This window comes from Microbulbifer mixtoriginis (SeqCode) (assembly GCF_052467235.1).
Genome location: NZ_CP174305.1, coordinates 1,797,441 through 1,819,911, shown reverse-complemented (window position 1 = coordinate 1,819,911; position 22,471 = coordinate 1,797,441). Strand labels below are relative to the sequence as shown.

20 protein-coding genes are annotated in these 22,471 nt (G+C 54.5%); 12 read left to right on the top strand and 8 right to left on the bottom strand.

The window, feature by feature from the left end; translation table 11 throughout:
• Positions 1-3 precede the first annotated feature (3 nt).
• Complete coding sequence (gene ptsP, locus ACJJIO_RS07935) at positions 4-2,268, bottom strand: phosphoenolpyruvate--protein phosphotransferase (RefSeq protein WP_444882988.1); 2,265 nt, start codon at positions 2,266-2,268, stop codon at positions 4-6.
• Between the two features lie 88 nt (positions 2,269-2,356).
• The gene (locus ACJJIO_RS07930) at positions 2,357-2,863 is read right to left on the bottom strand and encodes an RNA pyrophosphohydrolase (protein WP_444910979.1); all 507 of its coding nucleotides are present in this window, start codon (positions 2,861-2,863) and stop codon (positions 2,357-2,359) included.
• A 339-nt stretch (positions 2,864-3,202) separates the two neighbouring features.
• Here ACJJIO_RS07930 and ACJJIO_RS07925 point away from each other — a divergent pair, with 339 nt between their 5' ends.
• Both ACJJIO_RS07925 and ACJJIO_RS07920 read left to right on the top strand, forming a co-directional pair.
• Positions 3,203-3,868 (top strand): histidinol-phosphatase, encoded by a 666-nt coding sequence (locus ACJJIO_RS07925; RefSeq protein ID WP_444910679.1) that lies wholly within the window; start codon positions 3,203-3,205, stop codon positions 3,866-3,868.
• A gap of 58 nt (positions 3,869-3,926) precedes the next feature.
• Positions 3,927-5,108, top strand: coding sequence for an imelysin family protein (locus ACJJIO_RS07920; protein ID WP_444910678.1), 1,182 nt, complete (start codon positions 3,927-3,929; stop codon positions 5,106-5,108).
• Positions 5,109-5,161: 53 nt separating this feature from the next.
• On the opposite strand, the gene mepK is transcribed toward ACJJIO_RS07920, so the two are convergent.
• The 5 genes from mepK to ACJJIO_RS07895 form a co-directional block, all read right to left on the bottom strand.
• On the bottom strand, positions 5,162-5,695 hold the full coding sequence (gene mepK, locus ACJJIO_RS07915; RefSeq protein WP_252083581.1) for a peptidoglycan L,D-endopeptidase MepK: 534 nt from the start codon (positions 5,693-5,695) through the stop codon (positions 5,162-5,164).
• A 320-nt stretch (positions 5,696-6,015) separates the two neighbouring features.
• Complete coding sequence (locus ACJJIO_RS07910) at positions 6,016-7,176, bottom strand: L,D-transpeptidase family protein (RefSeq protein ID WP_444910677.1); 1,161 nt, start codon at positions 7,174-7,176, stop codon at positions 6,016-6,018.
• 27 nt (positions 7,177-7,203) lie between these two features.
• Positions 7,204-8,442, bottom strand: a complete 1,239-nt coding sequence (locus ACJJIO_RS07905; protein WP_444910676.1) for a L,D-transpeptidase family protein — start codon at positions 8,440-8,442, stop codon at positions 7,204-7,206.
• 183 nt (positions 8,443-8,625) lie between these two features.
• Positions 8,626-10,581, bottom strand: a complete 1,956-nt coding sequence (locus tag ACJJIO_RS07900; protein ID WP_444887395.1) for a L,D-transpeptidase family protein — start codon at positions 10,579-10,581, stop codon at positions 8,626-8,628.
• Positions 10,582-11,028: 447 nt separating this feature from the next.
• Positions 11,029-11,865, bottom strand: a complete 837-nt coding sequence (locus ACJJIO_RS07895; protein WP_444910675.1) for an NRDE family protein — start codon at positions 11,863-11,865, stop codon at positions 11,029-11,031.
• Between the two features lie 95 nt (positions 11,866-11,960).
• Here ACJJIO_RS07895 and lgt point away from each other — a divergent pair, with 95 nt between their 5' ends.
• From lgt to ACJJIO_RS07845, 10 genes are all read left to right on the top strand, one after another.
• The gene (gene lgt / locus ACJJIO_RS07890) at positions 11,961-12,809 is read left to right on the top strand and encodes a prolipoprotein diacylglyceryl transferase (RefSeq protein ID WP_252083576.1); all 849 of its coding nucleotides are present in this window, start codon (positions 11,961-11,963) and stop codon (positions 12,807-12,809) included.
• 6 nt (positions 12,810-12,815) lie between these two features.
• Positions 12,816-13,649, top strand: a complete 834-nt coding sequence (locus ACJJIO_RS07885) for a thymidylate synthase (RefSeq protein WP_444882983.1) — start codon at positions 12,816-12,818, stop codon at positions 13,647-13,649.
• A 14-nt stretch (positions 13,650-13,663) separates the two neighbouring features.
• Positions 13,664-14,173 (top strand): dihydrofolate reductase, encoded by a 510-nt coding sequence (locus ACJJIO_RS07880; protein WP_444899642.1) that lies wholly within the window; start codon positions 13,664-13,666, stop codon positions 14,171-14,173.
• Between the two features lie 287 nt (positions 14,174-14,460).
• Positions 14,461-15,243 (top strand): DUF3450 domain-containing protein, encoded by a 783-nt coding sequence (locus ACJJIO_RS07875; RefSeq protein ID WP_252083573.1) that lies wholly within the window; start codon positions 14,461-14,463, stop codon positions 15,241-15,243.
• Positions 15,240-16,610 carry a MotA/TolQ/ExbB proton channel family protein gene (locus ACJJIO_RS07870; protein WP_444882981.1) on the top strand — a complete coding sequence of 457 codons (1,371 nt, stop codon included), beginning with the start codon at positions 15,240-15,242 and terminating at the stop codon, positions 16,608-16,610. The genes ACJJIO_RS07875 and ACJJIO_RS07870 overlap by 4 nt, the downstream gene beginning before the upstream one ends.
• Positions 16,611-16,624: 14 nt before the next feature.
• Positions 16,625-17,152, top strand: coding sequence for a MotA/TolQ/ExbB proton channel family protein (locus ACJJIO_RS07865; RefSeq protein WP_152455321.1), 528 nt, complete (start codon positions 16,625-16,627; stop codon positions 17,150-17,152).
• A gap of 116 nt (positions 17,153-17,268) precedes the next feature.
• Positions 17,269-17,670, top strand: coding sequence for an ExbD/TolR family protein (locus ACJJIO_RS07860; RefSeq protein ID WP_444887391.1), 402 nt, complete (start codon positions 17,269-17,271; stop codon positions 17,668-17,670).
• A gap of 5 nt (positions 17,671-17,675) precedes the next feature.
• Positions 17,676-18,293 (top strand): energy transducer TonB, encoded by a 618-nt coding sequence (locus ACJJIO_RS07855; protein WP_444910674.1) that lies wholly within the window; start codon positions 17,676-17,678, stop codon positions 18,291-18,293.
• A 12-nt stretch (positions 18,294-18,305) separates the two neighbouring features.
• Positions 18,306-19,658: a tetratricopeptide repeat protein gene (locus ACJJIO_RS07850; protein WP_444910673.1), complete on the top strand. Its 1,353-nt coding sequence runs from the start codon at positions 18,306-18,308 to the stop codon at positions 19,656-19,658.
• A gap of 231 nt (positions 19,659-19,889) precedes the next feature.
• Positions 19,890-20,540 carry a TonB family protein gene (locus tag ACJJIO_RS07845; protein WP_444910672.1) on the top strand — a complete coding sequence of 217 codons (651 nt, stop codon included), beginning with the start codon at positions 19,890-19,892 and terminating at the stop codon, positions 20,538-20,540.
• 44 nt (positions 20,541-20,584) lie between these two features.
• On the opposite strand, the gene ilvD is transcribed toward ACJJIO_RS07845, so the two are convergent.
• Positions 20,585-22,420 (bottom strand): dihydroxy-acid dehydratase, encoded by a 1,836-nt coding sequence (gene ilvD / locus ACJJIO_RS07840; RefSeq protein WP_444910671.1) that lies wholly within the window; start codon positions 22,418-22,420, stop codon positions 20,585-20,587.
• Positions 22,421-22,471: the final 51 nt, after the last annotated feature.

Genomic DNA, 22,471 nt, shown 5'->3' with positions numbered 1-22,471 from the left:
TGTTTATTCGGTACTTGCCGGGTGAAGGATGCCTTTCAGACCTATTTTATGTAGGAATGCGCCGACGGTGTGCTCGATTTCCTCAGCACAATCCATTTGGATCACTTGTTGCAGTAGTAACTTGGTATCTGCTTGGCGTACCGCGCGCAGAGTTGCCTTTACTCGCGGTAGATTGGTGGCGTTCATCGACAGCATGTCGTAGCCCATGGCCACCAACAATAGGGCGCCCCCGGGTTCTCCTGCTAATTCTCCGCAGATGCCGACTCTGGTGCCCTCAGCGTGCGCGGTGCTGACAATCTCTTGCAGAGCACGCAACACTGCGGGGTGTAGGGCGTGGTAGATATTGGCAACGCGACTGTTATTGCGATCCACAGCCAGTAAGTACTGAGTCAGATCATTGCTGCCCACTGAGATGAAATCAGCGCGCTCGGCTAATTCGCGAATCTGATAGATCGCCGAGGGCACCTCCACCATGACCCCGAGCGGCGGCATCTCAATTTCATAATCTTCTTCCAGAAGTTCCCGGTAGGCTCGTTCGATCAGTTTGCGTGCGGCTTCGAGTTCATTGAGCCCACTGATCATGGGCAGCATGATACGCAGGTTGTTGAGCCCTTGGCTGGCCTTCATCATGGCGCGCACCTGCGCCAGGAAAATTTCCGGGTGGTCGAGGGTTACGCGAATGCCGCGCCACCCCAGGAATGGGTTGGTTTCTTCAATGGGAAAGTAGGCCAGTGCTTTGTCGCCGCCTACATCGAGGGTGCGCATGGTTACCGGCATGGGGGCAAAGGCTTCGAGTTGTTCCCGGTAGATTTCCCGCTGTTCCTCCTCGGAGGGAAAGCGGTCGCGCAGCAGGAAGGGGACCTCGGTGCGGAACAGGCCGACACCCTCGGCACCGCGCTCTAGGGAGCGAGTGACATCAGCCATCAGGCCGGTGTTGACCAGCAAGTGTACCCGGTGTCCATCGGCAGTTTCAGCAGGTAGTTCTGCCAGGTGATCCAGACTGTGGGCGAGCTGTTGCTCTTCGGCGACGATCTCGTCGTAACGGCGTTTGAGCTCTACGCCAGGATGAATGTGCAGGTCGCCGCGGTAGCCATCCACCACCATATCCACATCGTCGATAGTTTCGTAGGGCAGGTCTTGCACGCCCATAATTGCCGGCAGCCCCATAGCGCGGGCAATGATGGCCATATGGCTGTTGGAGGAGCCTTTTACGGAAACAGCACCGATCAGCTTCTCCCGCGGCACTTCGGCCAGCACCGCGGCAGTGAGCTCTTCTCCAACCAGAATGGTGTTGTCTGGATAATCGCGCTCGCTCTGCTGTTGCTGGTGTAAATGGGTGAGAACACGGGCTCCCAGGTCTCGCACGTCGGCGGCGCGGTCGCGGAAATAGGAGTCGGACATGGCCTCAAAACGGCGTACGTGTTCGAGCATGACTTCGGCCCAGGCCCTGGGGGCGCTCAGCTGCTGTTGAATACGATCGCAAACCTCTACGGCGAGAGAATCATCGTCGAGCATACTGATATAGGCATCGAAAAGTGCGCGTTCTTCGCGGTTGAGTTCGTCTTTGAGGCGCTCACCCACTTCGCGAATCTCCTCCCTGGCGGAGGTGAGCGCTTGCCGGAACAAAATCAATTCCTCTTCGATGTCCAGGCACAGGGAGTAGGGCACGGTGGCCAAGTTGGCCCTGGGGGTGACGATATGGGCACGACCTATGGCGACACCTGGCGAGGCGGGAATACCGGAGAAGTGGGTTTCCTGGCGCTGCCGGCGGATGGTAGCCAACATGCCAGTGGCTTCGGCGTGGGCAATCACCCCGGCAAGCTGGGCAGAGAGGGTGACGAGAAAAGCTTCTTCACCTTCATCGAAGCGTCGCTGCTCTTCCTGCTGGACAACTAGGACACCGAGCACTGCGCGGTGGTGGATGATCGGTGTGCCCAGGAAAGCGCTAAATCGCTCCTCACCGGTCGAGGGAAAATATTGGTAGGCGGGATGTGCCTCGGCCTTTTCTAGATTGATGGGCTCTTCGCGGGTGACCACATTACCAACCAGGCCCTCATCGGGTGCTAATTGCACCTGGCCCACGGCACTTGGTAGCAGGCCATCGGTGGCCATCAGGACATAGTTGCCGGTTTCTTTGTCGCGAAGGTAAACAGAGCAGACACGGGTGTGCATCACTTCGCGCACTCGCCGCACAATGATTTCAAGCACCGCCGGCAGGTCCCTGGCGGAGTTAACTTCCTGAACGATACTGCGCAAAGATCCGAGCAATGGCCTTTCCTCGCCAGTCAACGGAGAATGAATTAGGCCCAGGAGAGCCTGGGCTTGGTGGTGCTGGAGCGCAGCAGACGCTGCGGAGTTACTCGGCCCGCTCGCGCAACCAACGCCTTTCCAGCTGAATTTGTTGTGGGGCCAGTTCGGCCAGCGCGCGCCGATAAACCTCGCGCTTGAAGGTCACCACTTTACTGAGTGGGTGCCAGTAGCTCACCCAGCGCCAGTGGTCAAATTCGGGCTTATAGCCGTTGTCGAAGCTGATGCAAGACTCTTCGGCTTCTAACTTCAGTAAGAACCACTTTTGCTTCTGGCCAATGCACAGGGGTTCAGAGCGCCGGCGGATCAGGCGCTGCGGCAGGCGATAGCGCAGCCAGCCGCGGGTGCAGGTGATAAGACTGACCTGATCGCGTGTAAGCCCTACTTCTTCGTATAGCTCCCTATATAGTGCCTGTTCGGGAGTTTCGCCCGGATTTATACCGCCCTGGGGAAATTGCCAGGCGTCCTTGCCACCTACCCGCCGAGCCCACAGTGCCTGACCGCGGGCATTCAGCACAATGATACCGACATTGGGGCGAAAGCCCTCTGAGTCTATATTGCTGCTGTTGTCGCCACCCTGTCCCCGGTTGCGATTGTTGCTACTGGGGTTGTCGCTGCGATTTGACTGCTTGGCAGGCTTACGGCGGTTTCTTCGCCCGGCAGGTGCCGGTTTGCCGTCGCCCAAAATACCGTCCTCAATACTTTTGTGTGCGGCCGTGCGCTGCACTTACTTGTCCCGCATTGTTCCACAGAGGTGGGTTTACAGCAATTCAGTGACGCAGTCCGTGTGATAGGGGCGAGTGCGCGGTAAAATCGACCGCCACTCTAGTGGTGGTTGCTTTACCCTGGCGGTGAAATAGCCTTTGCGAATCTATAGTTTACGGGGGAGTTGGCGATGCACTTGGCAATTTTTGATCTCGACAACACGCTGATCGGCGGAGACAGCGATCACGCCTGGGGTGAATTTCTGGTGGAACGCGAGCATGTAGATAGCGAACACTATCGTTTGAGCAACGATCGCTTCTATCAGGACTACCAGAGGGGTGAGTTGGATATTTTTGCCTACCTGGAGTTTGCCTTGGAGCCGCTGTCACAAATTTCTCGGGGTCAACTGGAGAATCTGCAAAGTGAATTTATGCAGGAGGTGATCAGCGAGTTGTGGCTACCGGCAGCGCAAGAGCTAATCGGTGAACATCGTCGCAAGGGACACCACATCATGATTATTACCGCCACTAACCGCTTTGTGGTGGAGCCGATTGCCGCCCGCCTGGGGGTGGATACTCTGTTGGCGACTGAGCCTGAAGAGCACGAGGGTCACTTCACCGGCCGTGTCGTGGGAGAGCCCTGTTATCAGGCTGGCAAGGTGTTGCGCCTGCGCCAATGGCTGGCGCAAAACCCTGAATACGCGGGTAGGGAGAAATGGTTCTACAGCGATTCCATCAACGATTTGCCTCTGCTCACGGAAGTGGAGCATCCGGTGGCGGTCGACCCAGATGCCCAACTGCGAGCAGAGGCGCAAGTGCGTGGATGGCCAATTATCAGCTTGCGCGATCAGGGCTAAATGGCGATTTTGGCCAAGAGAAAAGTGCGACCTTGGAAAACATGAAAAGAGGAAGTGAGTGAACGGATATTGCCTTCGGTCTCTGGCCACAGCCCTATTGCTGGGAGTACTGGTTATCGTAGTTGGCTGCGAACAGCGAACCTCTCAGCCTTTAAAGGAACAGAAGCGTGCCCCAGAGGCCCAACAGGTTGATGAAAAGGTGGCCTCGGATCTCTCGCTGGCAATCTGGCAGGCGGGACAGGCTCAGGTATTGCACGCTCATGCCTCCGTGGAAACGTTGCGGAGAGCTGTCGATGCCTTGCTTGCCAAGCCCGATGAGGAGCAATTGGAGGAGGCCAGGCTCGCCTGGCTGGATGCGCACCGCGAGTTCGCAGCAACTTTGCCCTATATCCAACTGGCTTTTTCGCCCTCGGACCTGCGCAGTCAAGGGCGCAAGCTCTTATTGGCACTCGATAGCTGGCCCGCCCAGCCCGGTTATCTGGATACTGTGCCGGGTTATTCCGATAGCGGCATCGTCAACGACACCGCTATCGAACTGACTTTGACAAACCTACGCAAACAACATCGCCTCACTGCACACGAAGAGGCGAGCACCGGCTTTCACGCACTTGAGGTGATGCTCTGGGGCCCCACAAGTGAGCGCATGGCGGAGGACTTTGTGGCAGTTAGCGAAGGGGAGAGGCCGGAGGCTCTGGCGGCCAATCGTCGCCGTGAACTAACCAATCTGATTGCCAAGGGGATTGAAGAAGATATGGCCGGGCTGGCACGTCGCTGGCCCACTTCGGCCAATAACCTATCCCGTGAGTACCTAGCCCTAGGACCGGTAGCGCGATTGCAGCAGATTCGCGCGGCACATACCCAGGTGATTGATGAGCAGCTTTTGCGCCGTCTCCCCGAGGGCTCGGAGAGTGATGTAGAAAGTGGCCGCGCGGCAGACTCGAAGCAGGCGCTATTGGCAATTATGGCGACCTTGCAGTCTAACTGGATCCCCTCCGGAGGTGGTGGTCTGGCCGAGGTGCTTCTTGACCGCCATCAGGTCAATGCTTTGGAGGAGGCCTTTTCAGATTTTGAGGCCCTATTGTTAAAGATGGAGGATCCATTCGAGTTGGCAGAGCTTGGGCAGCTGGCCAAAGCGCGCAAGTTGCTGGAGCGGATGGCAGGTTTGATGACTGGTACCACAGAGGTGCCAGTATCGGAGAAGGATGTGATGCCGGTGTCTTTACCGGCCGTTGAGGGCTAAAGGAAATAAAAAACCCCGGCAATACCGGGGTTTTTTGTGAGATGTCTATAAGCTTACCAGCGACGTACAGGGCCTGTGTCCACGTGCACGAAGTTACTCTTCGGGTAATAGCCGACACCACCTGCCTTTAGGTTCAGCGCCGCCTGCCTCAGTTTTGACAGGGGTACACCGGGCATACGGATATCCAAGGCCATACCGCGGGTATGGTAGCTGCGCTTGGCCACGCCCCGACCCGCAGCGCGTAACTTCGCATTGGTCTTGGGCGAACGGTACCCGGAGATAATCTCGATGGTACCGGTGTAATTGAACTTTTCCTTCAGCTTATACACGATATCAAATAGTTTCGGGTCCATGCGGGTCACTTCGTTAGCTCGGTGGTCCCGCAGCAGCTTATTGAACTGTTTCAAACCACCGTTGCTGTAGTTTCCGTTGCTCCAGTAGGCGGCCTCCAGCTTCTCCCCTGTGTGCAGGTTGCGCATCTTCAGGGTGCGGGAGCTACCTACTTTCGCGAAAGTCGGTCCGGCGCTGACCGCCGCCGCAGTTGCGCAGGTCACTGCCAGGAATCGACGTCTGGATGGATTCTTCATAATTCCGCCTCGTCGTTAAATCTCTTCGGTGTGCCCTTGATTGAGCGCATCCGGGTACGGCGGAAAATGTACAAAAAATAACCATTTGTTACAAATTGTGACCTGCTAATTAGGAAATATTTGAAGGCTTTCGTTGGTAAATTTTTTTACGGATGCTACTCCCTTTGCGTTCTCGTAGCTGCTGGCGGGGGAATTAGCATTAGAAACAGGAGACAGCGTTGTCATTCAGTGGGCAAGCTTAAAAAATCATTTTTTTTGCGACTATTTAGTTTTTTTCCTAAAGCAGGGGCACTTTTTTGGGGGGCGCCTGGGGCATTGTCCTATTTATCCCTGTGATAAATATCCCGGCGGAATTGAGGGCGCCCTTCGGCGTCTATCCAAGCTGTCATATAAACGATAAAGAGTTTAGGGGCGGGTTTGATGGCTACTTTTAGAGGTTCGTCCCCGGTTGCAGCCTCGGCGATGCGGGTCCTGTCCCATCCCTGGGTTTCTAGCAGGTTATAGGCCAATTCCTCGGGTTGATGCAGGCGCACACAGCCGTGACTAAAAGCTCTATGGTGCTCTGTGAACAGGCTTTGCGCCTGGGTGTCGTGTAGGAATATGGCCTGCTTATTGGGAATAACGAACTTCACTTTACCTAGGGTGTTATCTGGCCCGCTGACCTGGCGCATGGTGGCGTGGCCACCTGCGGCCCTCTCCAAGCTCTCATCGGTGATCGGGGAAGTTTTGCCACCGCGATACTGGATGACCCGATAACCGCGGCGGTGCATGGCTGCAGGGTTGTGCCGTGCTTTGGGGAGTAACTCTGTGATGAGGATACTGCGCGGCACTGTCCAGGTGGGGTTGAATACCACACTGGTAATGCGGGTGTGTAAATTGGGTGTGCGGCTGCTGTTCTTGCCCACCACGGTTTTCATATCCAGCTTGATACGTCCATCTTCCACCAATTGCAGTCGGTAGTTGGGCACATTTACCAGCACATAGCGCCCTTCTTTCTGAGAGGGAAGCTTGTCCCAGCGCTGTGCATTTCTAACCATCTGTTCAGCTCTCTCGATGGGAGAAACCGACAGGGCCGTGAGGGTTTCTCCCTCGGCAACACCACTTGGCACCAAGCCGTGGCGGCGCTGGAAGCGCTCAAGTGCCGACTGCAATGCGCTGTCGAAGCGCATAGGGTCCTTCTGTGGAGATGATACCGGGCCGGGTTGTCCACGATAATCGCCGTATAGTTCGAGCAGTTTGCGCAATTGCAGCACCCGCTCGTTCTTATCTCCGGCTTGCAGGGGGCCACCCTGGGGTATAGGGCGCCAATGTTTGGCTAGGTTTCTGTAATGCAGGGCTTCGCTGCGCAGCTGGTCTCCCATAAGGGCAATATCCAGAGCTGCAGCACCCTTGGAAGACTGGCCGCCGCTTATCGAGGCGGCCGAGGCAATGGCCGCTGTCAGGAGAGCAGCTAACCCTAGATGGCGGGGATACCAAGCCATAGTGAACTCCCACCAGATTGATGATACTCAGCCACGACTGGCTCCTTTTCCGGCTTTGTCCCGTTGATAGATATCCGGGCGGAACTGCAGTTGGCCGTTTTCATCCACCCAGGCAGTCCAGTAGGCGATGTATACCGGTAAAGGGTTTTTCAGCGCTACGCCATGGGTACGACCGCTCATCAGCGCTCGCTCAATGCGGGCGTTGTTCCAGCGATTTTGTTGGGCGAGCATCATGCGAGCAAATTTCAGGGGTTTTTCCAGGCGTATGCAGCCGTGGCTGAAAGCGCGTTGAGATTTCTTGAACAGGTGTTTGCTGTTGGTATCGTGAAGGTAAATGGCGTGACGGTTGGGTATCACAAATTTGACCCGTCCCAGCGCATTTCCCGGTCCTCCTTTTTGCTGCAGGGTTACCTGGCCCCGGCGCACTGCGGCGACATTTCCACGAGTGAAAGGTACCGCCCGGCCGCGATGATTGATTAAGCGGTAGCCCTTGGCACTCAGCGCCGAGCTGCCCTTTGGCAGAAGCTCCCGTAAGGCGATATTGGGGGGGACTCTCCAAACTGGATTAAATTCCAGGCGTGTCATGCGCGTGGTAAGTTGTGGGGTCTTGTGCTTGGGCTTGCCCACCACCACTTTCATACGGAATTGCTCGCGCTCGTCGTCGATCAAGCGCAAGTTGAACTCGGGAACATTAACGACGATATAACGGGGCCCTAAATCCTTTGGGAGGTTTTCCCAGCGTTTAATATTGGCTGCCAGAATCCGAACCAGCTTATCCGGGTTAGTGTTGAGGCGACTGCGGGTGCGCTCATCCACCAGGGCATCCCCTTTTAGACCGTGGCGGCGCTGGAATCGGCGCACAGCCTCTTGGAGAGGTTTGTCGTAGACGTCACCTGCAAGTGTTTCTTTGGAGCCTTTACTGGGAAAATCCCTGGGGCGGAAATCGCCGTAGAGCATTAACAGGCTGCGCAACTGAGCTACTCTCGGTCCCCGGCTTCCCGGAGTAATTGGCTGTCCGCCATCCAGAGGTTGCCAATGATCCCCCTCGGCCAGTGTCTGGTAGCGAGCCAGCTCCTCACTGAGGAGAGTGAACTGTCTGCCATAGGGGGAAAAGGGATCTCTCCCTGGCACAGGCAGATCAAGGTCTGCCCCTGCGCTCGCCAAGGACGGGGAGCTATCAACCCCCAGCACAAGGGCCAATATAAAAGCCATGGTGCCACTGTGGATTGATTTGCTCTGCAAGGAGGAGAGATAGCCAGCACCCATAAGTCACCCCAGTAAGCGAAATCGGATCAGAGAGACTGATCACCCTGCTCACATTGGTAACTTGTGACTCTTGAGCCCTAAATAATTTTGAGGAATGGATCGGGGCTATGCGCCGAGGAAAAAGACTATGGGGGGTTATTATTGGAGGCTAAGGGACGGCCCCGAAGGCCGCCCCATACTTGCTCAAAATTGATTGTCGCTCAAACCATCCTTGCGATAGATATCGGGGCGAAAATTCAGCCGGCCCTTTCCGTCCACCCAGGCAGTCCAGTAGGTGATATAGACCTTAACCAAGCGGACTAAGTCGACCTCGGTGGTCTTCTCTCCGACAGTGAGCTGGTCGATGCGCCACTGGTCCCAGTCACCCTGAGGGCGAAGAAGGGCCTCAGCCAGGTGGCGGGGTTTTTCCAGGCGGATACAGCCGTGGCTGTAATCCCGGTCTGTGAGAGAGAAGAGAGTGCGGGCGCGAGTATCGTGCAGGTAAATATCGTGCTTGTTGGGAATTTCGAATTTCACTCGCCCCAAAATATTTTCCTCTCCACCCATCTGGCGCATAAGGAAAGACCCAGCACCGGCGGCTGACAAGTTACTAGCGGTCAGCGGCAGGTGTTCCCCTCTGCCATTGACGACTCGGTAACCCATATTCTCCATGCCCGCAGGATTCTTGCGTGCCTTGGGCAGAATTTCATTCACCAGGATACTGCGTGGCACTGTCCAGGTGGGGTTGAATACCACCTTGCTGACCCGGGTGGTGATCTCGGGAGTAGCGTGTTTCTTCTTGCCCACGACCACATTCATGGCCAGTTTTACCCGGTTGTTCTCCACATACTGGAGGCGGTACGCGGGTATATTCACCTGGATAAAGCGATCCCCAAGGCTGGCGGGAAGCTCTTCCCTGCGCAGGATATTCATCTCAACAATTTTTGCTCGCGCTGAGGGGGATAAGTTGAGTCGCTTGCGTGTGCCGCGGCCCACAATTCCGTCAGGCTTAAGGCCGTGGCGCTTCTGGAAGCGCAATAGCGCTTCATGCAGGCCCCGGTCAAAGCGGTTGGGGTCTCCTCCACCATAGCTATAGCGGCTCTGATAGTCCCCGTAGAGGGTGAGCAATTCTCTCAGGCGGGCCACATGGGGGTGGCGAGCACCCATCGTCATCACCGGCCCCGGAGGTATCGGGCGCCAGCGGCCACTGTCGGAGATTCTGCGCAGGCGTTCCAGCTCGTTTCGCAGGGCATAGACGTCGCTACCGTAAGGCGTGTTTTCTTCGAAATAGGGCCCCTCACTGTTTTCTGAGCGAGCTGCCCTGGTTCTTTCCTGGGGATGACTATTGCGGCCCTGATTGTAGTAAACCCTGCTGCCGCCCCTGGTCGCTCCAGAGGAACCACTGTCACTGGATGTGTTGTAGCGCGTGCGATAGCGACGAGTGTCGGAAGGCCTTGAAGAGCTGCGTTCGTTGTCAGTGTTGTAGTCGCGGGAGTAATAGCGACTGCGTGGTTTACTGCCGATCATGCGCGCCCGATCATAGCCGCGAAAGTACTTGCGTCCGCTGGGCTCGTTGGATGCCTGCTGTGGGGCATTGCCGAAGGCGACCATGCGAAATCCTTGGTGCTCCCGCAGAACCGGTGTAATTCCTCGGCGCGGACGGCTCTTGGGGGTGATTCTGTCGAGCTGGGTATCCTGTGCGTAAGAGACGAAGGCGTCTGTCAGCAGAATATCCAGTACAGCGGCCATTTGCAGGCGCTGGGGAGTGTCCCGCAAGGTGCGGTCGAAGTACCCCAGGTGGTAACGATAATCCACCATGCTGCTTGGATTGCCAGAGCTGGCAGCTGTTAGCTGCTTGAGGAGATCGTTGGCGCTGTCACTCAGGTTGTAATTATCAAACCACAGTAGACGATAATTAGTACGCTGGTAAATCCTGCGCACTGCCGCCGGGTTGAAAATGGGATCTTGGGCCGGCCATGCGTCAGGGTTTTCCTCCAGCCAGTGCACCAAATGTGGGCGTACTGCACTCTCCGGCAATACTGGCACCGTTTTCTGGTTAGCGGAAAAGGCGTAATAGAGGATGGAGACACAGAGACTGCCTAGCACCAGCAGGGGCAGTAGTGATTTGCGTTTGCGCTGCTCTGGGTTGAAGTAAGACATGGTACCTCAGCGATACTGCAGGGGCCCGGTGTTGTCTTGTGGATAATGCCGGACGCCAGATCGTTCATACCTTCCGAACCTGTGGCGAGCCCATCCAGAGACTGTTAGGTGTCTAGCGTTGACTCGCACTTGTCATGCGTCCCGCGCGACGTCCTCTAATGTAAGACCACAATTGGCGTCACGCTTGCGCGAAACTCAACCAATCTCAGCCTGTGAAACTAAGTATGGCAATAAATGCGGAATTTGCTTGGCGTTTCTTTCCTCTGAGGATATGAGGCTTGGTAATCTGTGATGAAGGCACGCAAATCTTAGCCCTTACCGCGATATGGTTCTGTTATTGACAGAAATTTGTCTGCTATGGCTTCGGGGCTTGGGCGATTAGATACGGCCAATTTTTTCAATAACCCCTAAAAACCCTACAGATTTCAGGGGCTTGGGATAAAGGATTCAGGGGATGGAAAAGTGGCGAATGGGCCCATACGGATTGCCCTGGGAAAAGCTCTGTTCCCATAACTGGGTCTGGCCATCCCGGTGAACTGCTATGAGGGTGCTGGCACGAGTGCCATAGCCTTGCTGAGTGTCGCTTAAATCTTGCCCATCTGGCAGTTGATTCTTTCTCTGGGATATCTGCACAAATATTGGCGACAGGGCGCGCTCCATTGACAAACTCACGCCGGTATCTGGCAGCTCCGCATCTGCAGCAGAGGCCCTGTCCTGCAGAAGGTTGAGGGCCGGTTCAATAAAGTTCTCCCGGCTAATGGCGCCTTCAATTTGCCGTGTAATTTGTGCCAGCCCCGCCTTGCCCTTTTCCACCTTGGGCCAGGGAGCATCGGGTGCGCCATTGGAGATACCGTGTACTCCGGCAGAGAAAGCGAAGGGCTTATGCCTATTGCCCGCGCAGTAGAGGGGGGGAGCTTTATCCAGTGCGAATAGCAGCGCATTAAAGCCCCGATAGTGCTGTCCTTCGAGTTCCCCTGCGAACTGCTCGGGGGAATCATCGCCGGTTAGGAATTTATAAGGAATTTCCCCGCGAGATAGGACATTTTCGGGCTCTGCCCTTCCGGGCTCGCGGATATTGGTCACTGCGGCCACCCGCCGCGCAGAGATCCCTGCCCAGGTTCCGCCAGCCTGCAGGTCGCGCCCAGCGACTATTTGTCTCCCCTCTGGCCCATTCTTCCAGGGTTCGGCGGGGGCACTCTTCCTGACGTAAAATTCATCTCTATTAGCGATAAGTAGCAGCGGGTAGTCGGGATGGCAACGGTAGGCAAACAACAGTAGACACATAGTGTTTTCCTGAAGATGGGCTTTTAGCGCGCCTCTTTCGCTGGGGGGCGCTTTGCGACCATAATACGCTCTTCGCCAACAATCTCGATTCCCCCATGCTGACTTATCCAGAAATCAATCCGGTGGCCATTGCTATAGGCCCTTTAAAAGTACATTGGTACGGGCTGATGTACCTGTTCGGTTTCGTTGCTGCCTGGTGGTTGGCACTGCGGCGTAGCACTCGGCCCTGGTCTCCAGTTATTAAATCGGAAGTGGAGGACTTGATTCTCTACTGCGCTATCGGTGTGGTGGTCGGTGGGCGCCTCGGCTACATGTTCTTCTACAACTTGCCGCAGTTGATGGAGAATCCGCTCTCTCTGTTCAAAGTCTGGGAAGGGGGCATGAGTTTCCATGGTGGTCTGGTTGGCGTAATGTTAGCCACCGTCATTTATGCCCGAAAAATTGGCTCAACTTTCCCCGCGCTGATTGATTTTGTCGCCCCACTGGTACCTATCGGCCTGGGATTGGGGCGTCTGGGTAACTTTATCGGTCAGGAGCTCTGGGGCCGCCCAACAGAAGGGCCCTGGGGAATGGTCTTTCCCAAGGACCCGGAGCTGTTGGCCAGGCATCCGTCGCAGTTATACCAGGCCTTCCTGGAAGGGCTAGTGCTCTTCGCGGTGCTCTGGTGGTTCTCCAGCAAGCCGCGCCCGCGCCTCGCCGTTGGCGGTATGTTTGTGTTGCTCTACGGTATTTTCCGTTTCCTGGTGGAATTTGTCAGGGAGCCAGATGGTCATATCGGCTTCGACTTGTTCGGCTGGATGACTCGCGGCCAGCTTTTGAGTCTGCCGATGATTATTGCCGGTATCGCTCTATTGGTCTGGAGCTATCGTACCCAGCCGCTGCCCGAAGGGCGAGGCAAGGGTGGAAACAAAGAAAACCGTTCTCAAGTAAATGGCGGAGCCTAGTTAGAAATGAAGCAGTACCTCGATCTAATGCGCCATGTGCGCGAAAACGGCACAGTAAAAGGGGATCGTACCGGCACCGGGACCCTGAGCGTATTTGGCCACCAGATGCGCTTTAACTTGGCAGAGGGTTTCCCCTTAATCACTACAAAGAAGTGTCATTTGCGCTCCATCATTCACGAGCTGCTGTGGTTTTTGCAGGGAGACACCAACATTCGCTACCTGCAGGAAAACAAGGTGCGAATCTGGGATGAATGGGCTACCGAAGATGGGGATTTGGGGCCAGTTTACGGCCACCAGTGGCGCTCTTGGCCCACGCCTGATGGTCGTAAAATTGACCAGGTGGAAGAGCTGGTGCAGCAGTTGAAAACCCGTCCAGATTCCCGCCGTCTGATAATCAGTGCCTGGAATCCGGCGGACCTGCCCGATGAGGGCGTCTCCCCGGCAGAAAATGCCCGTGAAGGGCGCATGGCGCTCGCCCCTTGCCACGCCTTGTTCCAGTTTTATGTGGCGGATGGCAAGTTATCCTGCCAGTTGTACCAGCGCAGTGCGGATATCTTCCTTGGTGTGCCTTTCAATATTGCCTCCTACAGCTTGCTAACGTTGATGCTGGCTCAAGTGTGTAATCTTGAGCCAGGTGAGTTTATTCATACTTTTGGCGATGCTCACCTCTACTCCAATCATCTGGAGCAGGTTGATCTGCAGCTGCAACGGGAACCACACCCCCTACCGACAATGCACCTCAATCCGGATGTCAAAGACCTGTTCGCCTTCCGTTTCGAGGATTTCGATCTGCAGGATTACCAGGCGTATCCACATATTCCGGCTCCAGTTGCGGTTTGAATAGGAGAGACACTGTGGATACCCCGATTGCCTTAATCGCGGCTGTGGCCCGTAACGGTGCCATTGGCAGAGATAACGAGTTGCCCTGGCGTCTTTCTGGCGACCTGCAGTTCTTCAAGCGCACTACTATGGGCAAGCCTGTGGTGATGGGACGTAAGACCTTTGAGTCGATTGGCCGCCCGCTACCTGGACGTGTCAATATCGTGATTACCCGCAACCCTGATTGGCAGGCCGACGGTGTTGAGGTGGCAAGCACCTTGGAAGCCGCACTGGAACTTGGCGATAAGCACGCACAGGAAGCAGGGGCCAGCGAGCTGATGGTGATCGGCGGGGCACAGATTTATTGCCTCAGTATGCCCTATGCCGCGCGGCTCTATGTTACCGAAGTAGATGCTGAAGTGGCGGGAGATGCATTTTTTCCTGAAGTTAATGACTCATGGGTCGAAGTTGCACGAGAGTGTTACCCTGCTTGCGACAAGAATGAGTATAACTACGCATTAGTTCAGTACGACAGATTTAAATAAAAACAATTTGATTAAAAGTTGATCAATCTGTTAAATTCTGCGACAGCCAACACAGGGAATAGCGCCGTCAATGTGTGCAAGCGACCCGGTCTTGTTACCCGGTTGTTACTTTGCTACCCACGCGGGCCGATGCTGGCAATCGGCATTTGAATAATCAAATCGGCTGTTTACAATGTGCGGCTCTTAGCTGTCTTCTAACCAATGTTTTTAAAACAAAAGGACACCGCGTTGTGGCAGCTATCTCATCGCGACCATGTTGTGAAATATTGAACCCACTGGGGGGTCTAATGAAAACCAAGCGATTCATGGCTGTGGCGCTGACCACTGCGCTGTCTGCCGGCGCGCTCTACGGCAGCGTAGCCACTGCGGATACTCTCGATAACGTACTCGCCGTCGGCCAGCAGAAAACCACTGCGGCCCAGGCATCGCAAAAACGCATCGACAAGATTGCCGAAGAAACCAGCAGCCTGCTGCAGGACTTCAAGGTGGTCAATAAAGAAATCGATGGTCTGCGAGTGTACAACCGTCAGCTGGAAAAGCAGCTGGCCAACCAGCTCGAAGTGATCAATGAGCTGGACGAGTCCATTGCCAACGTTACTGTAATCGAACGTCAGATCCAGCCGCTGATTTTGCGTATGCTGGACGGCCTGGAGCAGTTCATCGAACTGGACGCACCGTTCAAGCTGGACGAGCGTATGGCCAACCTCGAAGGCGTTAAGAACAATATGGATCGTTCCGATATTACTGTTGCGGAGAAATTCCGCCAGGTACTGGAGCTGTACAATTTCGAAGCGGAATACGCGCGTAAGATCGACACTTACGGCGATACCCTGAACGTAAATGGCCAAGAGCGCCAGGTGAACGTGCTGCAGATCGGCCGTATCGCCCTGCTGGCTCAGACCACCGACTCCTCGATCTCCCTCGCCTATGACAAAGGCCAGAAAGCCTGGGTTGAGATCGATGCTGGCGAATACCGCCGCGCTCTCATGAACGGTCTGAAAATCGCCAAGAAGCAGGCCACTATCGATATCATGACTATGCCGATCGCGGCTCCGGAGGCAGCGCAATGAAATCCTCTATCGCCAAACGCGTACTAGTTGCAGCAGCGGCTGGCCTGATCAGCTTCTCTGCTGTCGCCCAGGAAAAAGCAGCTTCTCTCGATGACCTGCTGAAAATGGTTCAACAATCCAAGGTTGCTGAATCCAAAGAGCACAAGCAGCGTGAAGCTGAGTTCCGTCGCCAAAAGGCCAATCAGCAATCTTTGCTGAAAAAGGCTAAAGACACTCGCACTGCAGAAGAAAAGCGCTCTGCTGAACTGGAAAAGAAATACCAGGAGCAGGAAGTTGCTGTAGATCAGAAACGCCAGCAATTGGACGAGCGCCTGGGCTCCCTGAAAGAGCTGTTCGGCCATATGTCTTCTACTGCGGCAGATCTGCGTGCGAATATCGGTTCCTCCCTGGTTTCCGCCCAGTACCCCAACCGTACCGAATTTATCGACGGTCTGCTGGCCAAGATGAACAGCGCTACCAAGCTGCCGACAATCGAGGAAATCGAGCGCCTGTGGTTTGAGGTTCAGCGCGAAACCGTGGAATCCGGCAAAGTAGTTAAGTTCAACGCTACCGTGATCAAGCCCAATGGTGAGCAGGTTCAGCAGGAAGTTGTCCGTGTTGGTAACTTCAACCTGGTTTCCAGCGGCAAATACCTGGAAATGAACGACGCCTACCAGCTGGCCGAGCTGATTCGCCAGCCAGATGCCAGCTTCCAGAAGATGGCGGAAGGTTTACAGGCCTCTACCGCAGGCTTCAGTGCTTTTGGTATCGACCCGACTGGTCCTACCGGCGGCTCCTACCTGAAAGCCATGATCAACAGCCCCGATATTGTTGAGCGTTGGCACCAGGGTGACATCGTTGGCTATATCATCACTGCCGTTGGTGTATTCGCCATGCTGTTGGCTATCTTCCGCCTGATCGTACTGACTGGCGTGAGCGCCAAGGTAAGTGCTCAGCTGCGCTCTTCTACCCCGAACACCAATAACCCGCTGGGTCGTGTATTGGCTGTTGCGGAAGAGAACAAAGGTGTCGACGGTGAAACTCTCGAGCTGAAGATGGAAGAGGCGGTCCTGAAAGAGCGTCCGGCCATCGAGTCCGGCCTCAACCTGCTGAAGATTATTGCCATGGTAGCTCCGCTGCTGGGTCTGTTGGGTACCGTTACCGGTATGATCGTAACCTTCCAGGCAATTACCATCTTTGGTGCTGGTGACCCCCGCGCAATGGCTGGTGGTATTTCCTCTGCCTTGATCACCACCGTTCTCGGTCTGTGTGTGGCTATCCCCACTGTACTGATGCACACCATTGTTAATGCTCGTGCTAAGCGCGTCCTGCATATTCTTGAAGAGCAGAGCGCTGGTATCGTGGCGGAAAACGCCGAGCGTAAATAAGAGGAGGCGGCAACATGCACGCATTAATCGACGCATGGGCCGCCGTCAACGCCTTTATGGCGTCGGGCGGGCCAGTACTGTTCCTGATCGCCGGCCTGACCTTCTTTATGTGGACGCTGATTTTTGAACGTGTTTTCTACTTTAACAAAGCGTTAAAGAGTGACGTTCAGGGTGCGGTAGACCAGTGGGAAGAGCGCAGTGAGCGCAAATCCTGGGCCTCCCACCAGATCCGCTACGCGATGATCTCCCGGGTTTCCGAGAAGATTCAGGACAATATGGACATGATCCAGGCCTGTGTTGCCCTAGCACCCCTGTTCGGGTTGCTGGGCACGGTTTGGGGCATGATCAACGTGTTCGATGTTCTCGCAATTACCGGTGGCGGTGACGCTAAGCAGATGGCCAGTGGTGTATCCATGGCAACTATCCCGACGATGGCGGGTATGGTTGCGGCCCTCTCCGGAGTATTCGCCAACACCTACCTCGCCCGTAAGGCCGAGCGTGAGACCCAGTTGTTGGAAGATCATCTGACCATGGATCACTAAGCACACATCAGCGAATAGGCCAGCTTATTTGCTGTGAAGGTTTAGCCAAGCCAGAAATTTTCGCCAGGGGCGCTCCCTGAGGGCCCCTGACGAGAAAGTTCGCTAAGAGAGTTGCTATGAGCAAAAGACAAAATACGGCAGAAGAAGAAGCCGGCGCTATTGACCTCACGCCCATGCTGGACGTGGTGTTCATCATGCTGATCTTCTTTATCGTCACTGCGACCTTTATTAAGGAACCGGGTGCTGATGTTGTTAAGCCGGAAGCGACAACCGCAGAACTCAAAGCCACCTCTATTCTGGTAGCGATCAACAATAGTGATGAGATCTGGATTGCCAAAGAGAAAGTTGATGAGCGCCAGGTAAGAATTGTCCTGGAGCGCCTCTACTCGGAAAACCCGAAGGGGTGGTTGGTGATTCAGCCCGATAAGGAAGCGAGTATTGAAAAGATCGCCCTGATTGCGGAAGCAGCCAGGAAGATTGGTATCAAGAAAGTTTCGGTCGCGACAGAAAAGAGTTAACAGCTATGAATCCGGTAAGACTTCTTGGGGCAGGTACGCTGGCAGTAGCCACAACCTTTGGCCTCATCTTCACCATGCATCAGCTGATTCAGGCAAATATGGGCGCTCCAGAGGAAAAGGAGCAGTTCAAAGTTGCCGATGTGGTGATGCCTGAGCAGAAGATTGAAACACAATACGACACGACCAAGCCGGTGAAACCGGAGGATCCTGAAACTCCGCCGCCGGAAATGCCTGAGCCGGAGTTTGAGGAGCCGGACATTGATGGCGGTATCAGTATCTCTGCGCCCAAGGCGTCTGGCGGTGTCAAGCTGTCTGGGTTTAGCTTTGGTGAGGGTGATTACCTACCTATCGTTAAGGTTCAGCCCCAGTATCCGCGCCGTGCCCTGCAGCGGGGCCTGGAAGGCTATGTAATCGTTGAGTATACGGTGACCACCAATGGTTCTGTGCGCGATCCAATTGTGATCGAAGCCTTTACTCTGAATGGTAAGCCCACCTCTGTTTTTAACAGGGCCGCACTCAAGTCCGCGCTGAAATATAAATACAAGCCACGAGTAGTGGATGGCAAGCCGACAGAAGTCCCGAATGTGCGGACTAAGATCAGCTTTAATATGGCTAAGGACTAAGGAGGAAGCACTATGAAGTTGACAAGCATTAGCAAAAGTTTGTCCAAGTTCGCGCTGCGCACTTCAGTAGCGATGCCCTTGATCCTGGCACCAGCGATCAGTGTCACCGTGCTCGAAGCAGCGGGTGTTTCTGCACCTTTCGCCTCTGCCCAGGCGCAGGAGCAAAAAAAGCCTAGCCAGCAGAAGAGCCGCAAAGTTCCAGCTATGCGCGAAGTCGCGTATAAAAAGTTGGAAAAAGCCCAAGAAGCTGCTGATGCAGAAGACTGGGCGGCTGCTTTGGCTGCGTTGCAAGAGATGGATGCGAGCAAGAAACGGTACAATGGCTATGAGATAGCTCAGATGTACAATTTCTTTGGTGTGGTTTACTACAGTACCGAACGCTACAAAGAGGCGATTCCCTACTTTAAGAAAGTGCTGAATCAGGGTGAAAAAAACCTGCCAGTCGCTCTTGAAGTGGGTACCTTATTTACCCTTGCGCAGCTCTACTTCGTTACCGAGGACTACAAACAGGCGATTAATTACCTGAACAAATGGTTTAAGGTTTCCGATCGCATTACTGCTGAGTCTTACGCATTGCGTGCTCAGGCTTATAACCAGGTTGGCAATCAGAGCAAGGCACTCGCGGATATCAATGTTTCGGTATCCATGTATGAGAAAGAAGGTAAAGTGCCCAAGGAAGGTTGGTACGGTCTCCAGCAATACATCTATTTCGAACGCAATGACTACCAGAAAGTAGCCGGTGTGGTGGAAAAGTTGGTTCAGCACTATCCCAAGCCCGTGTACTACAAGACACTGGCGGCCATGTACGGCGAACTGAAGCGTGAAAAAGACCAGCTGCATATGATGGAAGCCGCTTATCTGGCAGGGGCGCTGGAGAAGGATCGGGACCTGTTGAACATGGGGTATCTCTTTATGGGGCACGAAATGCCTTATAAAGGTGCCAAGGTGATTGCCAAAGGCATCCAAGAGAAGAAGATCCCTCGCACTGCTAAGAACTTGGAAACGCTTGCTCAGGCTTACCAGATGGCCCAGGAGTTGCAAAAAGCGATTCCCCAGCTGGAAGCTGCAGCTCAATTGTCTGATAAGGGTGAAATCTACTCGCGCCTGGCAGGGATCTACCTGGACCTGGATCAGAATGAGAAAGCCATATCTATGGGCAAAAAGGCCCTGCAGAAGGGCAAAATCAAGCGTGTTGATACCCTACATATCGTAATGGGTATGGCGAATGCCAACCTGAAGCGCTATGACGCGGCAATAAAGAGCCTCAAAGAAGCCTCGAAGGATGAGCGTTCTCAAAAGTTTGCTAAACAGTGGATGGAGTTTGTAAAGGGCGAGCAGGAGAGGGAAAAGCAATTAGCAATTTAACTGCTTAATTACTTTTTACTTTTCAATCCTCTAGAAGCCGTGCAGAAATGTGCGGCTTTTTTTATGCCTTTGTTTCCTCTTTCAATAATATTAAATGTCGCTATAACCTGTATTTACGAACTATTTGCATTTTTTTGTGAATTGGCTAATGATTAAAGTCAGCTGATCAGCTTTTTCCATTTCGGCACTTGGATGCCTTTTACGCACCCTAATAACAATAGGAGAGGTGTTATGGATAGAGCTTGCACGCCATTTTCCAGCCCCGATTTTTTCCCTACCCATTTGCTTACTGGTTATGCCAAAGGCTTGGCTTACGCAGCCCTGATTACTCTCGGTTTGATTTTTGCAATGAGTCAGTTGATCTCCACTAATTTCGTGGAGCCGGTGGCCAAGCCGCTACCGACAATTCAACCTATAGATATGACCGACAAGAAAGTGGTTACCCAGCAGGAGTATCAGGCTCCACCGAGCCCTCAGGATATTCCTCCACCGCTTGAGCGTACTGAGACGATTAGAAAAGTGGAGACTATAAATACCGTCCCAACGATTACTCCTCCGGTTACTGAAACTGGTAATAATCCAGCTATCGTATCGAGAGAGCCTGTGCCTGTTTATAAGGCTACACCGCGTTATCCGAGCACGGCTATACGCAGAGGTATAGAAGGTTATGTAGTTGTGGAGTTTACGATAAGCAAAACCGGTGCGGTGCGCGATGTGCGTGTTGTTGCTGGCTATGACAGCGCCGGCAATCCAACCAATGTATTTAATCGTTCGGCACAGGCTGCGGCAGAGCGGTTTAAATATCAGCCACAAGTGGAAGATGGCCACCCCGTCGAGCGGTATGGTGTTCGCAATCGGATCACCTATAAACTTGCACAATAAAAAAACGGCCCGTTTGGGCCGCTTTTTAATTTCTGTATATCTGCTTAATCAATTTCCCTTACCGCACCGCGATCGGCGCTGGTGGCGAGTAATGCATAAGCTTTTAGGGCCTTGCTGACTTTTCGGGGGCGCTCTTTTTGGGGTTTCCAGCCCTGCTGGCCGAGCCCTTCCATTTCCTGGCGGCGATTCTCAAGCTCCTCTTCACTGAGGGCAATCTCAATTTTGCGCGCTGGTATATCGATTCGGATTGAATCGCCATCCTGTACCAGCGCGATATTCCCTCCAGATGCAGCCTCTGGAGAAACGTGGCCTATAGAGAGGCCAGAGGTGCCCCCGGAAAAACGTCCATCGGTAATCAAGGCACAGTGTTCCCCAAGTCCCTTGGATTTTAGGTAGCTGGTGGGGTATAGCATTTCCTGCATACCGGGCCCGCCTTTAGGGCCCTCATAGCGAACAATTATCGCTTGGCCTTTCTGTACTTTACCTTCGAGAATATGGGCAACCGCCTCCTCCTGGCTCTCGACAACATGGGCCGGGCCCTCAAATTGCCACAGTATCTCGTCCACACCGGAGGTTTTTACTACACAGCCATTAGGGGCCAGGTTGCCGAATAAAACTGCCAGCCCGCCCTCAGCAGAATAAGCATGCTCGGCTGAGCGAATGCACCCTTGCTGACGATCGGCATCCAGAGTTGGCCAGCGGCAGGCCTGGCTAAATGCGGTCTGTGTGGGAATACCTGCGGGACCAGCTCGGTAGAAGTCATGCACCGATTGCTGATCGGTGCGAGAAATATCCCATTGCCTTAATGCATCGGCCAGTGAACCGCCGTAGGCGGTGGGCAGGGAGGCATCAATTAAACCAGCAGATTCCAATTCGCCGAGAATCGCCATTACCCCACCGGCTCGGTGGACGTCCTCCACATGGTACTTCTCTGTGTTAGGTGCGACTTTGCACAGTTGCGGCACCTCGCGTGAGAGTCGATCGATATCCTGTAAGTTGAAGTCGATATCGCCCTCCTCGGCTGCGGCGAGTAGATGCAATATCGTGTTGGTCGAGCCACCCATGGCGATATCCAGAGCCATCGCATTCATAAAGGCTGCGCGGTTGGCGATATTGCGAGGCAGGGCGCTCTCGTCATTTTCTTCGTAGTAACGCTTGGTCAGCGAGACGATTTCTCGTCCGGCGCGCAGGAACAATTCTTTGCGGTCAGCATGGGTGGCCAACAGGGTGCCGTTGCCTGGCAGTGAGAGGCCCAACGCCTCAGTCAGACAGTTCATGGAGTTGGCGGTGAACATGCCGGAGCAGGAACCGCAGGTTGGACAGGCAGAGCGCTCGTACTCCGCAACCTCTTCGTCAGAGGCTGTATCTGTGGCGGCGATCACCATGGCATCCACCAGATCGAGCTTGTGGTCGGCCAGTTTGGTCTTGCCAGCCTCCATTGGTCCGCCGGATACAAAAATAACCGGTATATTCAGGCGCAGGGCAGCCATCAGCATGCCCGGAGTGATCTTGTCACAGTTGGATATACATACCAGGGCATCAGCGCAGTGGGCGTTGACCATGTATTCCACCGAGTCGGCGATAATCTCACGGCTGGGCAGGCTGTAGAGCATGCCATCGTGGCCCATGGCGATACCATCGTCTACGGCGATGGTATTGAATTCCTTGGCGACACCGCCGGCTCGCTCGATCTCCCTTGCCACCAGCTGCCCCATATCTTTGAGGTGTACGTGCCCGGGTACAAACTGAGTGAATGAATTGGCGATGGCGATAATCGGCTTGTGGAAATCCGCATCGGTCATACCTGTGGCACGCCACAGGGCACGGGCGCCGGCCATATTGCGTCCGGCGGTGGAGGTACGGGAACGATATCTGGGCATGGTACAAGCATCCGGCTGTGTAAATTAGAGCGTCAGCTTAGCAAAAAAAGC

Excerpts from the sequence above, each read along its gene's own strand:
- ACJJIO_RS07900 (WP_444887395.1), bottom strand. The coding sequence starts at position 10,581 with ATGTCTTACTTCAACCCAGAGCAGCGCAAACGCAAATCACTACTGCCC.
- ACJJIO_RS07910 (WP_444910677.1), bottom strand. The coding sequence starts at position 7,176 with ATGGCTTGGTATCCCCGCCATCTAGGGTTAGCTGCTCTCCTGACAGCG.
- ACJJIO_RS07875 (WP_252083573.1), top strand. The coding sequence starts at position 14,461 with ATGAAAACCAAGCGATTCATGGCTGTGGCGCTGACCACTGCGCTGTCT.
- ACJJIO_RS07870 (WP_444882981.1), top strand. The coding sequence starts at position 15,240 with ATGAAATCCTCTATCGCCAAACGCGTACTAGTTGCAGCAGCGGCTGGC.
- ilvD (WP_444910671.1), bottom strand. The coding sequence starts at position 22,420 with ATGCCCAGATATCGTTCCCGTACCTCCACCGCCGGACGCAATATGGCC.
- ACJJIO_RS07925 (WP_444910679.1), top strand. The coding sequence starts at position 3,203 with ATGCACTTGGCAATTTTTGATCTCGACAACACGCTGATCGGCGGAGAC.
- ACJJIO_RS07860 (WP_444887391.1), top strand. The coding sequence starts at position 17,269 with ATGAGCAAAAGACAAAATACGGCAGAAGAAGAAGCCGGCGCTATTGAC.
- ACJJIO_RS07855 (WP_444910674.1), top strand. The coding sequence starts at position 17,676 with ATGAATCCGGTAAGACTTCTTGGGGCAGGTACGCTGGCAGTAGCCACA.
- ACJJIO_RS07850 (WP_444910673.1), top strand. The coding sequence starts at position 18,306 with ATGAAGTTGACAAGCATTAGCAAAAGTTTGTCCAAGTTCGCGCTGCGC.
- lgt (WP_252083576.1), top strand. The coding sequence starts at position 11,961 with ATGCTGACTTATCCAGAAATCAATCCGGTGGCCATTGCTATAGGCCCT.
- ACJJIO_RS07895 (WP_444910675.1), bottom strand. The coding sequence starts at position 11,865 with ATGTGTCTACTGTTGTTTGCCTACCGTTGCCATCCCGACTACCCGCTG.
- ACJJIO_RS07865 (WP_152455321.1), top strand. The coding sequence starts at position 16,625 with ATGCACGCATTAATCGACGCATGGGCCGCCGTCAACGCCTTTATGGCG.
- mepK (WP_252083581.1), bottom strand. The coding sequence starts at position 5,695 with ATGAAGAATCCATCCAGACGTCGATTCCTGGCAGTGACCTGCGCAACT.
- ACJJIO_RS07905 (WP_444910676.1), bottom strand. The coding sequence starts at position 8,442 with ATGGGTGCTGGCTATCTCTCCTCCTTGCAGAGCAAATCAATCCACAGT.
- ACJJIO_RS07885 (WP_444882983.1), top strand. The coding sequence starts at position 12,816 with ATGAAGCAGTACCTCGATCTAATGCGCCATGTGCGCGAAAACGGCACA.
- ACJJIO_RS07845 (WP_444910672.1), top strand. The coding sequence starts at position 19,890 with ATGGATAGAGCTTGCACGCCATTTTCCAGCCCCGATTTTTTCCCTACC.